The organism is Mycolicibacterium monacense, assembly GCF_010731575.1.
Taxonomy (GTDB): Bacteria; Actinomycetota; Actinomycetes; order Mycobacteriales; family Mycobacteriaceae; genus Mycobacterium; species Mycobacterium monacense.
This window is the reverse complement of the sequence record NZ_AP022617.1, coordinates 2,988,753-3,003,993: the sequence shown is the minus strand read 5'-3', so window position 1 is coordinate 3,003,993 and position 15,241 is coordinate 2,988,753. Positions and strand designations below refer to the sequence as shown.

At 69.3% G+C, this 15,241-nt stretch carries 13 protein-coding genes; 7 read left to right on the top strand and 6 right to left on the bottom strand.

Going from position 1 to position 15,241, the window contains the following annotated elements:
- The first annotated feature begins 6 nt into the window (after positions 1-6).
- From G6N49_RS14420 to G6N49_RS14400, 5 genes are read left to right on the top strand one after another with little or no spacing between them, the layout of a single operon-like run.
- Positions 7-1,614, top strand: coding sequence for a flavin-containing monooxygenase (locus tag G6N49_RS14420; RefSeq protein WP_165760728.1), 1,608 nt, complete (start codon positions 7-9; stop codon positions 1,612-1,614).
- Positions 1,611-2,729, top strand: coding sequence for an alpha/beta hydrolase family protein (locus G6N49_RS14415; protein WP_083045147.1), 1,119 nt, complete (start codon positions 1,611-1,613; stop codon positions 2,727-2,729). Before G6N49_RS14420 ends, G6N49_RS14415 begins: the two co-directional genes overlap by 4 nt.
- A 10-nt stretch (positions 2,730-2,739) precedes the next feature.
- On the top strand, positions 2,740-3,810 hold the full coding sequence (locus G6N49_RS14410; RefSeq protein ID WP_083045146.1) for a phosphotransferase: 1,071 nt from the start codon (positions 2,740-2,742) through the stop codon (positions 3,808-3,810).
- Entirely contained in the window at positions 3,807-4,181 is a 375-nt protein-coding gene (locus G6N49_RS14405) for a nuclear transport factor 2 family protein (protein ID WP_083045145.1), read from the top strand. Before G6N49_RS14410 ends, G6N49_RS14405 begins: the two co-directional genes overlap by 4 nt.
- Positions 4,145-5,221 carry a TIGR03857 family LLM class F420-dependent oxidoreductase gene (locus tag G6N49_RS14400; RefSeq protein ID WP_179967842.1) on the top strand — a complete coding sequence of 359 codons (1,077 nt, stop codon included), beginning with the start codon at positions 4,145-4,147 and terminating at the stop codon, positions 5,219-5,221. The genes G6N49_RS14405 and G6N49_RS14400 overlap by 37 nt, the downstream gene beginning before the upstream one ends.
- A gap of 56 nt (positions 5,222-5,277) precedes the next feature.
- On the opposite strand, the gene G6N49_RS14395 is transcribed toward G6N49_RS14400, so the two are convergent.
- A complete protein-coding gene (locus G6N49_RS14395) occupies positions 5,278-6,774 on the bottom strand; it encodes an acyl-CoA carboxylase subunit beta (RefSeq protein ID WP_083045143.1) in 1,497 nt (498 codons plus the stop codon).
- A 61-nt stretch (positions 6,775-6,835) separates the two neighbouring features.
- Here G6N49_RS14395 and G6N49_RS14390 point away from each other — a divergent pair, with 61 nt between their 5' ends.
- Entirely contained in the window at positions 6,836-7,897 is a 1,062-nt protein-coding gene (locus G6N49_RS14390; RefSeq protein ID WP_083045142.1) for an LLM class F420-dependent oxidoreductase, read from the top strand.
- 11 nt (positions 7,898-7,908) lie between these two features.
- Complete coding sequence (locus G6N49_RS14385; protein WP_407665055.1) at positions 7,909-9,135, top strand: cytochrome P450; 1,227 nt, start codon at positions 7,909-7,911, stop codon at positions 9,133-9,135.
- Positions 9,136-9,138: 3 nt separating this feature from the next.
- Here G6N49_RS14385 and G6N49_RS14380 read toward each other — a convergent pair whose 3' ends face one another.
- The 5 genes from G6N49_RS14380 to G6N49_RS14360 form a co-directional block, all read right to left on the bottom strand.
- Positions 9,139-9,330 carry a YbdD/YjiX family protein gene (locus tag G6N49_RS14380; RefSeq protein WP_083045140.1) on the bottom strand — a complete coding sequence of 64 codons (192 nt, stop codon included), beginning with the start codon at positions 9,328-9,330 and terminating at the stop codon, positions 9,139-9,141.
- Positions 9,276-11,570: a carbon starvation CstA family protein gene (locus G6N49_RS14375; RefSeq protein ID WP_083045139.1), complete on the bottom strand. Its 2,295-nt coding sequence runs from the start codon at positions 11,568-11,570 to the stop codon at positions 9,276-9,278. The genes G6N49_RS14380 and G6N49_RS14375 overlap by 55 nt, the downstream gene beginning before the upstream one ends.
- Positions 11,571-11,660: 90 nt before the next feature.
- Positions 11,661-13,205 (bottom strand): ATP-dependent DNA ligase, encoded by a 1,545-nt coding sequence (locus G6N49_RS14370; protein ID WP_083045138.1) that lies wholly within the window; start codon positions 13,203-13,205, stop codon positions 11,661-11,663.
- 21 nt (positions 13,206-13,226) lie between these two features.
- The gene (locus tag G6N49_RS14365) at positions 13,227-13,616 is read right to left on the bottom strand and encodes a glutamyl-tRNA amidotransferase (protein ID WP_083045137.1); all 390 of its coding nucleotides are present in this window, start codon (positions 13,614-13,616) and stop codon (positions 13,227-13,229) included.
- A gap of 71 nt (positions 13,617-13,687) precedes the next feature.
- Positions 13,688-15,226, bottom strand: a complete 1,539-nt coding sequence (locus G6N49_RS14360) for a molybdopterin-dependent oxidoreductase (protein ID WP_083045190.1) — start codon at positions 15,224-15,226, stop codon at positions 13,688-13,690.
- Positions 15,227-15,241: the final 15 nt, after the last annotated feature.

Sequence of the window (15,241 nt, the reverse complement as noted above, 5' to 3'; positions counted from 1 at the left end):
GGGCCGATGCGCTACGAGGTGCTCGTCGTGGGCGCCGGGTTCTCCGGTCTCTACGCGCTGCACCGGCTGCGGGAACTCGGCGTCGACGCCCGGGTGGTGGAGAAGGCCGACGACGTCGGCGGCACCTGGCTGTACAACCGGTATCCCGGCGCCCGCTGCGACATCGAGAGCATCGAGTACTCCTACAGCTTCTCCTCCGAGATCGAGCAGGAGTGGGTGTGGACGGAGACCATGCCGGCCCAGCCCGAGATCGAGGCCTATCTGAACTTCGTCGCCGATCGCCTGGACCTGCGCCGCGACATCGACTTCGACACCGAGATCGTGGCCATGACGTTCGACGAGGACGCTGCCGAGTGGGTCCTCGAGACCGCGGCGGGCGCGCGTTATGTGGCTCCGTTCGTCGTCGCCGCCACCGGCATCCTCTCGGTGCCGCTCGAACCGGACATCCCCGGTATGGGCAGCTTCACCGGGACCTCCCTGTTCACCAGCCGCTGGCCGCGCGAGGGCGCCGACCTCACCGGTGAACGGGTCGGGGTGATCGGTACGGGTTCGACCGGCGTGCAGCTGATTCCCGTCGTGGCCCGCGAGGCCGGGCAGCTCAACGTCTTCCAACGGTCGCCTGCGTACACGCTGCCGTGGCGGGTCCGCCCGTTCGAACCCGGGGAACTCGACGACCTCAAGGCCCGGTACGGCGAGATCCGCGCCGCGCAACGGGAGCACCCGGTCGGCGCGGCCCGGCTCAGCGCCTTCTCGGTGCTGCTCGACATGCTGGTCCGGCCGCCGCTGAAGACCGCAGGCCCCGAAGACCGCAGGCGCGCGGTCGAGGAACACGGCATCATGGGCGCACTGAACTGGGGCGACATCTTCTTCGACATCGAGGCCAACCGGATGGCTGCCGAACTGTACGGCCAGGCGGTGGCCCGGATCGTCCGGGATCCGCAGACGGCGGCCGCCCTGGTCCCCACGCACCCGTTCGCCTGCAAACGGCCGATCATCGACCAGGGGTACTACGAGACCTTCAACCGCGACAACGTCACCCTGGTCGACCTGCGGCGCGGCGGTATCCGGTCGGTCACGCCCACGGGCATCGACACCGAACAGGGCTCGTACGACCTCGATGTGATCGTCTACGCCACCGGCTTCGACGCCATGACCGGAGCGCTGAGCCGCATCGACGTCCGCGGACGTGGCGGGGTGTTGTTGCGGGACGTGTGGGCCGCGGACGGGCCGGTGTCCTATCTCGGACTCCAGGTCGCCGGCTTTCCCAACCTGTTCACCGTCCAGGGGCCCGGAAGCCCCAGCGCGGCGACCAATTTCGTGGCGGCACTCGAACAGCACGTGGACTGGATCGCCGACTGTCTGCAGTATCTGCGGTCCGGCGGGCATCGCACGATCGAGGCCCTGCCGGGTGCCCAGACCAAGTGGATCGAACACACCACCGCCCTCGTCGCGCCGACCGTGCTGATGGATCCGTCGTGCAACTCCTGGTACAACGGCGGCAACGTGCCCGGCAAGAAGCGGATGTACATGGGCTACACCGGCGGCCTCCCCGAATACCGCAAGCGCTGCGACGAGATCGCCGCCGCCGGTTACCAAGGGTTCAAGGTGGGATGACGGCCCTCGATCGGGCTCGGCGGGTGGTGGCCGACGTCGCCGGTGTAATGCCCAGAGCCCATGCCGCACTGACGGATTCCGGTGACTGGTCGGCGTTCTCGGTCGGCGGCATCGGCCAACTCGGCGAGGTGGTGCTCGACGAGGTGGCGCTCACCGGGATGACGCTCAGCGGACCGGGTCCGGCGCTGGCGCGTTCGGTGCAGTCGTGCGCAGCGGCGGCCGAGGAACTGTCGGCGCTGGGCATGGACCGGGCGCACGCGGAGCCCGCACCCCTGCGCATCCGCGGGACGACCAGGCGGCGCTTCGGCCCGGTGAGATACGAGCGGGTGACCTTCGACCACGATCCGGCCCTTCCGGAATCGTTGACCGCCCAGGGTTTCGGCGGCATGGCGACGGCCGTGGCGCATCTGTGCCGCGCGGAAGAGGAGCGGCGTCCGTGGCTGGTGTGGGTGCACGGCGCCGGGCAGGGCCAGCCGCTCGACCTGATGTTCTCCCGCGCCCGGCGGCTGCACGACGAGCTGGGCGTCAATGTCGCGCTGCCGGTCCAGCCCGGACACGGGTCGCGCCGCACCGCGTGGCCGCCGTACCCGAACATGGACCCACTGGCCAACGTCGCGGGCATGATGCGCGCGGTGTCGGAGGTGCGGGCACTGGTCCGATGGCTGCTGCCGCAGTCGACAACCGTTGTGGTGTCCGGTGTCTCGATGGGGTCACCGGTGGCCGCACTCGTATCGCACCTGGAGGCGTCGGTCGATGCGGTCGCGGTCTACACCCCGATCTTCGGGCTCAACGAGATGATCGCGCACCATCTCGGCCGGTGGGGCCCGGCCGCGCAGGGCACCGTCGACCTGCTGCGGTCCGACACCGTCTCCGCGCTGACGTCCGTCGTGGACCTGCTCGCCGTCGAACCGTCACCGCCGCAGGCGCGCCGCCTGATCGTCGGCGCGTGGCATGACCGGATGGCGATGCGCGACCCGGCGATCGCCCTGCACGAGCGGTGGGACGGTGAATTGTTCTGGCACCCGGGAAGTGATGTCGGGCACATCTTCTCCGGGGGTGTCCAGGAGGTCTCCGAACGGTTCCTGCGCCGGGTCACCGACGGTGCTCGGGAATGAGACTGCCGGGATGACCGCAGAGATCCCCTCGGGCATCGACGACCTCACACCGCAGTGGCTCACCGAGACGCTGCGCGCGGATCCCACGCTGCCGGACACGGTGACGGTCACCGGGTTGCGGTCCGAACGGATCGCGCAGGACAGCGGGTTCTCCTCGCTGCTGTATCGCGTGCACCTGGACGGCGACGCTGTGCCCTCGACCCTGATCGCGAAATTCGCCGCGGTGTCAGAGGCCCGGGGAGCCATGGAATTGCTGGGTGGCTACCGGCGCGAGCTGAGGTACTACCGCGACGTGGCCGGGCGTGCGCCGATGGACACGCCGCACGTGTACGCGGCTTCCATGGCGTCCGGGTCGGTGGACTTCGTGCTGCTGCTCGAGGACCTGCAGGACTGGGACAACGCCGATCACCTGGCCGGTCTGTCACTGGAGCGGGCGCGCACCTGCCTCGGGGCGCTGGCCGGGCTGCATGCGTGGTCGGTGACCGACGCCGATCCGGCTGTGCTGGAGTCGTTCCCGAGCCTGGACACCGCGATCGCACGCGACCTGCTGGTGCCGGCGTTCGCCGGCGGGTGGGAGGTCTACCGCGACAGATCGGGTTCGGAGGTGCCCGCCGCCGTCGCCCGGTACGCCGAACGGTTCAGCGACCATGCGCCGACGGCGTTGCCCGCTCTGGCGGAACGGTCGATGCTCCTGCACGGCGACATCCGCGCCGACAACCTGTTCTTCGACGGCGACCGGCTCAAGGTCGTCGACTTCCAGTTCGCCGCGCGCGGGTGCGGTGCGGCAGACGTCGGGTACCTGATCAGCCAGGGACTGCCGACCGAGGTCCGCAGCGGCCGCGACGAATCGCTGGTGCGCGACTACCTCGATCACCTGATTCGCCGCGGGGTCACCGATTACTCGTTCGACGAGGCCTGGCGGCACTACCGTTTCGCGGTCGCCTATCTGATGGTGCTCCCGGTGATCACGCTCATCGGATGGGATGCGATGCCGCACCGATCGCGTGAACTGTGCCTGACGCTGACCGACCGGGCAGTGGCCACGATCGACGAGGTCGACGCACTGGAGGTGTTCGGATGACCCGTACCGCACGAGAAGTCGTGGAGCTGTACAACCTTCAGGTGTGGAATGAACGCGACTTCGCGCTCGCCGAGGAACTGATGGGCGACACCGTCGTCCGCCACGACGTGGGGGAGTCGGTCACCCTCACCCATGAGCAGGCCGTGCAGCGCATCGTCGACCACTGGGCGATGTTCGACACTGTGCGCTTCGACCTCAACCTCGTGGTGGCCGGTGACGACGGCGAGCACGTCGCCATCGTCTACCAGTCCCCGATGACGCTCAAGGACGGCACCACGACGACAATCAGCAGCATGGAGGTGTTCCGCGTCGTGGATGGCAGGATCACCGAGGTCTGGAACTGCGGCTACAAACAAGGGATCTGGTGTTGAGTAGAGACGGCGTATTGGACGAACTCGGCTACTACCTGCTGGCCGGTGCCGGCGGCGAAGGCCCGGCCACGCTGATGGAGGAGGCGCGCCGCGGCGAGGCCCTCGGTTTCGGGACGGCGTTCATCTCCGAGCGTTGGAACGTCAAGGAGGCGTCGTCGCTGGTGGGCGCCGCGTGCGCGGTCACCAGCCGGATGCAGATCGCCACTGCCGCAACGAATCACAACACCCGCCACCCGTTGATCACCGGATCCTGGGCGACCACCATGCACCGGCTGTCCGGCGGCCGGTTCACCCTCGGCATCGGGCGCGGTATCGGCGCCATCTACGGCGCGTTCGGCATCCCCGCGGTCACCACCGCGCAAATGGAGGATTTCGCGCACGTCATGCGGCGCCTCTGGCACGGCGAGCTGATTTTCAACCACGACGGTCCGCTCGGCAAGTACCCGGTGCTGTTCCTCGACCCCGACTTCAAGGAGGACATCCGGCTGGCGATCGTCGCGTTCGGCCCGCAGACGCTGGCGCTGGGCGGCCGCGCGTTCGACGACGTCATCCTGCACACCTACTTCACACCGGAGACGCTGCAGCGGTGCGTGAAGACGGTCAAGGAGGCCGCCGAACAGGCCGGCCGCGACCCCGACAGCGTGCGGGTGTGGTCGTGTTTCGCCACCGTCGGCGACCACCTGCCCGAGGAACTGCGCCTGAAGAAGACGGTGGCCCGGCTCGCCACCTACCTGCAGGGCTACGGTGATCTGCTGGTGAAGACCAACAACTGGGATCCCGCTGTGCTGCAACGCTTCCGGGAAGACGAGGTAGTCAAGTCGATTCCCGGCGGGATCGACCACAAGGCCACCGCCGAGCAGATCGAGCACATCGCGACGCTGATCCCCGACGAGTGGTTGGCGCCGGCCGCGACCGGTTCGGCCCGGCAGTGCGTGGACCGCATCCGCAAGGAGTTCGACTACGGCGCCGATGCGCTGATAATGCACGGCGCCACCCCCGACGAACTCGCCCCGATCGTCGAGGAATACCGCGCCAAGTGAGCGATTTCGGCGTGCGGGGTCGCGCCTAGCGCGACCGAGCACGCCGAAATCACCGGCTAGGGCATGATCACGGTGCGGGCCACCGGTTCGGCGACCGCCTGACGGCTGAAGATGCCGTGCTGCAGCGCCGTCAACAGCCTGTCGCGGGTCTCCACCGGTGAGATCAGCTCGTCGAAGCCGAGGTGGCCGGCCGAGCGGTAACTCGCCTCCAACTCCATCCTCTTGAGCACCTCGGTGTAGTCCTCGCCGGCGTGTGTCGCCCGGCTCATCGCCGCCGCACTCATCGCCCCCATGGTGGCGCCCGGATACGCGAATGTGGCCACCTGATCGTCGAAGCCCAACAGCGACATCACCATCGAGCCGAACCCGAACGCCTTGCGCAGCGTGACGTGCAGTTTGAGCGTCGTCGCGGCGGTCTGTGCGGCGAACATCCTGGCGCCGCTGCGCAGCACGCCGCTGCGTTCGGAGCGGCTGCCCGGCAGCATTCCCGGGTTGTCGGCGAGGAACACGATGGGCAGGTGGAACGAATCGGCGACCGTGATGAAGTGGGCCGCCTTGTCCGCGGCGTCGGCGTCGATGGAGCCGGCCATCACCTCCGGCTGGTTCGCCACCACCGCGACGGGGAAACCGCCCAGATGCGCCAGCGCGCAGATGACCGCGCGGCCGAACCGCGGCTGGACCTCCAACCAGTCGGGGCGGTCGAAGATCACGTCGAGCACGGTGCGCATGTCGTAGATGTGGCGGTTGTCGCGCGAGACGATGTCGAGCAGTTCGGGTGTGGGGCGCGGATCGGCGGTGTCGTCGGCGAGCCGGGTCGGCGGATACGACCACGCGCTGGACGGGAAGTAGGACAGGTACCGACGGATGTCGTCGATCACCGTCTCGTCGTCCTCGCCGTAGTTGTGGATCACCCCGCTGGTCAGCGCGACCTCGGGACCGCCCAGATCCTCCTTCGAGATGTCCTCTCCGGTGGACTCTTTGACCACCGGGGGACCGGCGGTGAAGATCGCCCCACCGGCGCTCATGATCGTGAAATCGCACACCGGGGCCACCAGCGCACCGTGCCCGGCGGACGGTCCCAGCACCGCGGCGACCGTGGGCACCTTTCCCGAGCACTGCGCCTGGATGATCAGGTCGGTCGGGGTGCGGCCGTAGTGTTCGCCGCTGGGCCGGAAACCCGCGCCCTCCAACAACATCACAAGCGGGATCTTGTTGCGCAGCGCCAGTTCGGCGAGCCGGTAGCGCTTGGCGTTGCCGCCCGGCCCGATACTGCCTGCGAGTGTCGTGAAATCCTCGGCGCCCACCATGACCGGGACGCCGCCGACCCGGCCGGAGCCGGCGACGAGACCGTCGGCGGCGATGTCGCCACCGACCAATGTGCCGAACTCGCAGAACGTATCCGGGTCGAGCAGACGTGTGATGCGCGCCCTGGCGTCGAGCTTGCCCTTGCCGTGGTGTTTGGCGACGCGCTCCGGCCCGCCCATGCCGTACGTATGCGCACGGCGGCGCTCGAGGTCCTCGAGCGTCTCCTTCCAGTCCTGCGCGTCCGTCATCCGTCGGTCCTCACTCACGGTCGTTGACCTTACTGAATTGCTTACTGTAGCGTCATCTCCCATGGGTGACGGCGCAGTGCCCGGCCTCAAAGTGGACCGAGGCATCCCCAGTCAACTCGCCCGCGTCCCCGAGGTGGCCACCGCCCTGGAAGACCAGGGCTACGACGGTTGCTGGACGGGCGAGATCAACCACGACCCATTCCTTCCGCTGCTGCTGGCGGCCGAGCACACCACCCGGCTCGAGATCGGCACCAGCATCGCGGTGGCGTTCGCCCGGAACCCGATGACAGTCGCCAACATCGGGTGGGATCTGCAGGCCTATTCGGGCGGGCGCTTCATCCTCGGTCTGGGCACCCAGATCCAGCCCCACATCGAGAAGCGCTTCTCCATGCCCTGGAGTCATCCGGTGGGCAGGATGCGTGAGTTCGTCGCGGCGCTGCGGGAGATCTGGTCGTGCTGGCATGACGGCACCCCGCTGCGTTTCGAGGGCGAGTTCTACACCCACAAGATCATGACCCCGATGTTCGTGCCCGAACCCCAGCCCCACGGTGTGCCGAAGATCTTCATCGCCGCCGTCGGTGAGGCGATGACCCGGATGTGCGGTGAAGTCGCCGACGGTCTGCTGGCGCATGCGTTCACCACCAAGCGCTACCTCGACGAGGTCACCACCCCGGCACTGCTGGAGGGGATGGCCCGCACGGGTCGGCGCCGCAGGGACTTCCAGGTGTCGTGCCCGGTGTTCGTGGTGACGGGGGAGACCGCCGAGGACGTGCGTGCTGCCGCCGTGGCGACCCGGAAACAATTGGCGTTCTACGGGTCGACACCCGCCTACCGCAGGGTGCTCGAGCTGCACGGCTGGGGCGATCTGCACAGCGAGCTGCACCGGTTGTCCCGGCTGGGCGAATGGGACGCCATGGGCGCGCTGATCGACGACGAGGTACTCGACGCGTTCGCCGTCGTCGCACCGCTGGACACCGTGGCCGCGAAGCTGCGGGCCCGCTGCGACGGGGTGATCGACCGTGTGCTGCCTGCCTTTCCGGCCGGGGTGCCCGACGCCACCGTCACCGATGTACTGCACGAGTTGCGCGGTCTTCCGGCCGCCGTAGGGAGGAGTCACCCGTGAGCGCCCCGATCATCGACGAGGCCGCCAGAGTGTTCGCCACTCCCCGGGCCTACACCGACGAACCGGCACTGCACGCCGCCCTGACGCACCTGCGGGCGCACGCGCCGGTGTCGTGGGTGGACGTCGACGGCTACCGGCCGTTCTGGGCTGTCACCAAACACGCCGACATCATGGCGATCGAACGCGCGAACACCGTGTTCACCAACTCGCCGCGTTCGGTGTTGATGACGGCCACCGCCGACGAACTCCAGGCAGGCGTGGGCATCCGCACCCTGATCCACCTCGACGACCCCGAACACCGCGACCTGCGGGCCATCGGCGCCGACTGGTTCCGGCCGAAGGCCATGCGGGCGTTGAAGGTTCGCGTCGACGAGCTGGCCAGGACCTACGTCGACAAGATGCTCGCGACCGGCCCGGAATGCGACTTCGTCCAGGAGGTCGCCGTCAACTACCCGCTCTACGTCATCATGTCTCTGCTCGGCGTGCCCGAAGCCGACTTCCCGTTGATGCTCAAGCTCACCCAGGAACTGTTCGGCAGCGACGACGAGGAGTTCCAGCGCGGGGACTCGTCGGAGGAGCAGATGGCCGCGCTGCTGGAGATGTTCCAGTACTTCACCGCGTTGACCGCGTCGCGCCGGGAGCACCCGACCGAAGACCTCGCCTCGGCGATCGCCAATGCGCGACTGGGCGGCGAGCCGCTGTCCGACATCGACACGGTGTCCTACTACGCGATCGTGGCGGCCGCCGGTCACGACACCACCAGCGCCACCATCTCCGGCGGCATGCTGGCGCTCATCGAACACCCGGATCAGCTGCGCCGCCTGCAGGCCGACCCCGGCCTGATGGGCCTCGCGGCCGAGGAGATGATCCGCTGGGTCACCCCGGTGAAGGCGTTCATGCGCACGGCGGCCCAGGACACCGAGGTGCGCGGCGTACCGATCAAGGCGGGCGAATCGCTTCTGCTGTCCTATGTCTCGGGCAACCGCGACGACGACGTGTTCGACGCGCCGTTCCGCTTCGACGTCGGACGCGACCCCAACAGGCACGTGTCGTTCGGATACGGGGTGCACTTCTGTCTGGGCGCCGCACTGGCGCGGATGGAGGTCAACAGCTTCTTCGCCGAGCTGCTGCCGCGGCTGCGGTCGGTCGAACTCGCCGGTCGCCCGGAACACGTCGCGACGACGTTCGTCGGCGGGCTCAAGCACCTGCCGATCCGGTACGCGCTGCGGCCGGCTTAGGGCTCAGCAGCACCGCGCTCCCGGGTTGGCGTCGGCGGCCGCATGCCGCATCCGCCAGTACTCACGCTCGGTGAGCACCGGTTCTCCCGGATGGGTGCGCCGCCGGTGCTCGAGGTAACGGCGGTAGTGGTTGTCGCCCATCAACGAGGCGACGTACCAACGGATCTGGCGTGCGATGACGGCAGCGCGTCCCACTGTTTCTGCACCTCCTTCTCCCGGGCGGTGGTGTGCAGGCCGGACGGACCGAAGATGCGCGACGGCACCGCCTCGTCCTCGGTGGTCGGCGGGGCGGTGCCCCGCAGGGCGCGCACCGCCATGACGACCCCCGCGGCGAAGACGATCACGACCAGCACGGCGAACACGATGGACAGGGTGCCCTGGATGAAGGTGTTGCGGATGACGTCGTTCATCTGATCGGGGTTCTTGGCCGCGCCGAACGACTCCTTACCCTGCGCCAGCGCCGCCTTGTACTGGAAGTGCTGGGTCCAGTAGCCGACCCTGGGGTCGCCGGAGAAGATCTTCTGCCACGACGCGGTCAGCGTGATGACCAGATCCCACAGCAGCGGAATGCCCGGCACCAGCGCCCACTTGCCCAGGCCCTTCTTCAGGACGACGACCGTGACGACGGTCAGCGCGATCGCCGCCAGCAGCTGGTTGGCGATACCGAACAGCGGGAACAGCGTGTTGATGCCACCGAGCGGATCGGTGACCCCCATCAGCAGGATGCTGCCCCACGCGGCCACGACGATCACGCTGCAGGCCCAGGCTCCGACGCGCCAGCTCGGGTCCTTCAGTTTCCGCAGTGGCCCACCGAGATTCGAAAGGCCGTCGGACAGCATGAACCGCGCCACGCGGGTGCCGGCGTCGACGGTGGTGAGGATGAACAGGGCCTCGAACATGATCGCGAAGTGGTACCAGAAAGCCTTGAGCGCGTCGCCGCCGAACACGCTGCTGAGCACTTCGGACATGCCGAACGCCAACGTGGGCGCGCCGCCGGTGCGCGACACGATCGAGCTCTCACCCACGCTCCTGGCGGCCTCGTCGATCTGCTCGGGGGTGATCGGGGCGCCGGACAGTCCGAGGTTGTTGACGTACTCCGCCGCGGTCTCGGCCGTGCCGCCGGTCTGGGCGGCGGGCGCGTTGAGCGTGAAGTACAGGTGCTGGTTGAGGATCGCGGCGGTGATCAGGGCCATGATCGCCACGAACGACTCGGTCAGCATGCCGCCGTAGCCGATCAGCCGCATCTGGCTTTCCTTCTCGAGCAGCTTCGGCGTGGTGCCCGAGGAGATCAGCGAGTGGAAGCCCGAGAGCGCCCCGCAGGCGATCGTGATGAACAGGAACGGGAACAGGGATCCGGCGAACACCGGCCCGGTGCCGCTGGCGGCGAAGTTCGAGATCGCCGGCGCCTCCATGACCGGGCGGGCGATGAGGATGCCGACCGCCAGCAGCGCGATGGTGCCGACCTTCATGAACGTCGACAGATAGTCGCGCGGGGCGAGCAGCAACCACACCGGCAACACCGACGCGGCCAGCCCGTAGAGGATGATCGCCCAGCTCAGCGCCACCGGCGACAGATCGAACCAGGATGCGCCCCAGGATGTTTCGGCCACCCAACGGCCGGAGGCGACGGCCAGCAGGAGCAGCCCCACGCCGATCACCGACACCTCGGACACCCGGCCCGGGCGCAGGAACCTCAGGTAGACACCCATGAACAACGCGATCGGGATCGTCATCGCGATGGAGAACACACCCCAGGGGCTCTGGGCCAGCGCCTGTACGACCACCAGTGCCAGCACCGCCAGCAGGATGACCATGATGACCAGCACGCCGACGATCGCGGCGGCCCCGCCGACGGCGCCCAGCTCGTCGCGGGCCATCTGGCCCAGCGAGCGACCCCGGCGCCGCGTCGAGATCGACAGCACCAGATAGTCCTGCACACACCCGGCGAACACCGCGCCGATGATGATCCAGATGGTGCCCGGCAGGAAGCCCATCTGCATGGCCAGGACCGGGCCGACGAGCGGGCCTGCGCCGGCGATGGCGGCGAAGTGGTGACCGAACAGCACCCGGCGGTCGGTCGGAACGTAGTCGGTGGCGTTCTCGAAAAGCTCTGCAGGCGTGGCGTTGTCGTCGCGCGGTTTGACGATGTTCATCTCGATCAGGCGCGCGTAGAACCGGAATGCCACCACGTACGTGCAGATGGCGGCGATCACGAACCAGACGGCGTTGACGGTCTCCCCGCGGAAGAAGGCGATCACCGCCCAGGCGATCGCCCCGGCGAGCGCGATGAGTCCGAAGACGATCTTGTGCCTGGTGGTGATCGGCGACCGGTCGATGATCGCCACCGGCGGCAGATCCTTGTCCGTGCGGATGTACGTGACGTCGCCGTCCGTCTCCTCGAAACGCTCCGATGGCGCGGCGGTGGGTGTGGCCACGATCCCTCCCTACGATGGCGCGACAGTGTCAGATGCCCGTGGTGTCGATACTTGCACCGGCCAGATCGCCCGTGCATCGATTCCGGGGTTTCAGCCGTGCTCGTAGAAGGCACGCACGGTGTCGACCGTATCCGCCTCGGCCGGCGATTTGTCGTCGCGGTAGCGCAGGACGCGGGCGAACCGCAATGCCATGCCGCCCGGATACCGCGTCGAACCCTGGACGCCGTCGAACGCGATCTCGACCACCTGTTCGGGCCGGACCTTGACGGTGTGGCCGTCGGTCGCCGGCTGCGCGGCTGGGTCGGCCAGTTCGAGGAACCGGGCGGTCTGCCAGTCGAGCATCGCGTCGGTCATCCCCTTGAACGTCTTGCCCAGCATGACGAAACCCCCGGTCGCGGGGTCGCGGGCGCCGAGGTGGATGTTGGACAGCTTCCCGGTGCGCCTGCCGCTGCCCCATTCGACGGCGAGCACGACCAGATCGAGGGTGTGGACCGGTTTGACCTTCAGCCAGCCCGCCCCGCGGCGGCCCGCTTCGTACGGCGCGTTCGGTGACTTCGCCATCACGCCCTCGTGTCCGGCGGCGAGTGTCGCCTCCAGGAAGCCCTGCGCGGCGGCGCCGTCGTCGGTGACGAGCCGGTCGACCCGGTGCGCCGCGGGCACGAGGTCGTCGAGGACGCGCACCCGGTCGCTGGTCGGCTGATCGAGCAGATCGGCGCCGTCGACGTGGAGCAGGTCGAAGACGAACACCGACAGCGGCTGCGTGGCGCGCGATGCCGCCCGGCCGAACCGCGATGCGGTCACCTGGAACCGGTGCGGGCGGCCGTCCGGGCGCAGCGCGATCGCCTCGGCGTCGGCGATCAGGTCGGTGACCGGCAGCGCGAGCGCAGCCTCGACGACCTCCGGCAGGCGGGCGGTGACGTCGTCGAGGGATCGGGTGTACACCGACACGTCCGATCCCCGACGGTGGATCTGCACGCGGGCGCCGTCGAGTTTCGCCTCGAACACCGCCGTGCCGCCCAACCGGTTCAGTGCGTCGGCGACTCCCGTTGCGGTCTGGGCGAGCATCGGCCCGACGGGGCGGCCCACCTGCAGGGTGAACCGGGCCAGCGCGGCGTCCCCTCCGGCGAGCACCGCGGCGGCCACCGCGGGCAGGTCACCGGCGAGCATCGCCGCCCGGCGCACCCGGGCGGCGGGCACATCGGCGGCCTTGGCGACGGCGTCGGCCATCACCCCGATCAACGCCCCCTGACGCAGTTCACCGGTCAGCAGGCGGCGCAGGAAGGTCTGCTCGACGTCGGTGGCGGCGGCGAACAGCTCGGCGACGAGACCCGCCCGGCGGGCCTGCGAACCTTTTCCGGCCACCGCGCCGATCTCGGAGAACGCCGCGTCGACCGCCGTCACGGTCAGTGTGGGCGCGGCGGCCGGGGCCGGGAGCGAACGCAAGGCCGCCCAGCCGACACCGATCTGGCGCTGGGGGAGTTCACCGGACAGCCACGCCACCGTCACCGCGACGAGCCGGGCGTCCTGTTCGGTGCCCGCGCGGCTCAGCAGATCGGCGATCCTGGCCGTCTTGGCCAGCCGCGACGACATCGCGCCGACGTCGACCGACGCGGTGGCGACATCGACGAGCAGCACACGTCGAGGATGGCACGCCGGTCAGACATTCCCCAGCAGAGCCTCGAGCACCTCGGCTTCGCCGCGCAGCGTCGCCGCGCGATCGGGGAACCCGCCGGCGTCGGCGGTGGCGGCGGCGCCGACCCGTTCGTCGACCTCGGCGGTCAGCAGTGAGCGGATCTGTTCGTCGGAGAGCACCCGCCGCGCCACCTCGGCGGCACCCAGTCCCTGGACGCTGCCCGCGACCGTTCCCGCGGGTGTGCCCGGCCGGCCGGGCTGCGCCGAAACCACCGTCGATTCGGGTGTTTCGGCGTTGTCCACGGCGGCCAGCGCCGAGCGCAGCGCAGCGACGCGCACGGTGTCGCGCTGCTTGCGCGCGGTGAGCAGTTCGCCGCGGAGCAGATGCCGCCAGTGTTCGGCCGGGGTGGTCATGGCAGTCGACCGTAGTGCGACCGGGTGTGGCCGAGCCACGGATTTTTCGTCGGGTCCGACGGCCGCGAGAATCAGGTGACGTGGAAGACGACGGTGTGCCAGCCCGTCGCGCCGTCGGGTACCGGATCGGCGCGATCCTCGGTCTGCACTGCGCCGGTGTTGTCCGTGGCGCGGACGACCATGGTGTACCGGCCCGGCTCCTTCGCCTCCCAGGAATAGCTCCACAGCCGCCAGGTGTCGTCGGAGTAGCTATCGCCCAAGGTGGCCTGCCGCCATTCGCCCCGACCGCCGGGCGGGTCGATGCGCACCTCGACCGCGCGCACGCCACGGTCCTGCGCCCACGCCACACCGCCGAAGCTCACCGGCCCCGATGCGACGTCGGTACCGCTGCGCGGCACGTCGATTCGCGACTGCGTCTTGATCGGCCCGCGCTCCGACCACCCCAGTTTCGTCCAGTACGCCTGCGCCCGGTCGAAGCGGGTGAGCTCCAGATCGACGACCCATTTCGTCGCCGACACGTATCCGTAGAGGCCGGGGACCACGAGGCGGGCCGGGTAACCGTGTTCGGTCGGCAGCGGTTCGCCGTTCATGCCGATCGCGAGCAGGGCGTCACGCGAATCGGTGAGCGCCTCGACCGGCGTGCCCGCGGTGAAACCGTCGTGCGAGGTGGACAGCACCATGTCGGCGTCCGCGTGAATTCCGGCTTCCGCCAGAATGTCTCGCACGCGGTACCCGGTCCAGGTGGCATTGGACACCAGCTCACCGCCCACCGGATTGGACACGCACGTCAACGTCACGACCTTCTCCACCACCTCGAATCGCTCGAGGTCGGCGAAGCGGTAGGTGATCTCGCGGTCGACCATCCCGTGCACGCGCAGCCGCCACTGCTCGCGGCCCACCTGCGGCACGCTGAGCGCGGTGTCGATGCGGTAGAAGTCGGCGTTGGACGTGACGAACGACGGCAGCGTCACACCGCCGGGCGCTACGGCCGCCGGTATCGGCGGCGCCGGTACGTCGATGCGCGGCAGCGCGAACGCGGCGCGGTCACCGCTCACCGAGGCGGCGCGCCGGGAGAGGACGGCCCCGGCCGCGCCCGCGAGACCGCCGGCGGCGAAAAGACCCAGGGTCACCAGCGAGAGGCGGCGGCCGCGGTCGACGGTGGCGGTCTCACCCCCGTCGGTGACCCGACCGGACAGCAGCACGTGCAGGACCGCCACCCCACACGCGGTACCCGCGACCGTCGGGATGAGGTCGGCGGCACCCGCGCCCGGCCGGGACAGCACCGCCGCGCACCCGAGGACGCCGCCGGCCACGATGACCGCGCTGCCCACCGGGACCCGACGCGTCTGCAGGCTCGCGCCGGCAGCGGCGAGTATCGCGATCACCGCCAGCACGAGAACGGACAGCACCAGCTTGTCGGCCATGCCGAAGACGGTGATCGCCCACTCCTTGACCGGGCCGGGCGTCGCGTCGATGACCGCCGAACCGACCGCGGTGCGGGCGTCGGCTTCCGGACCGAACAGCGCCGCCGTCAACTCGGTGACACCGAGGGCGACGGCCGCCGCGGCGATTCCACACCATGCGCGCGTGGTGCGTGGAATGCCGACCATGATCGCCAAGGTAGT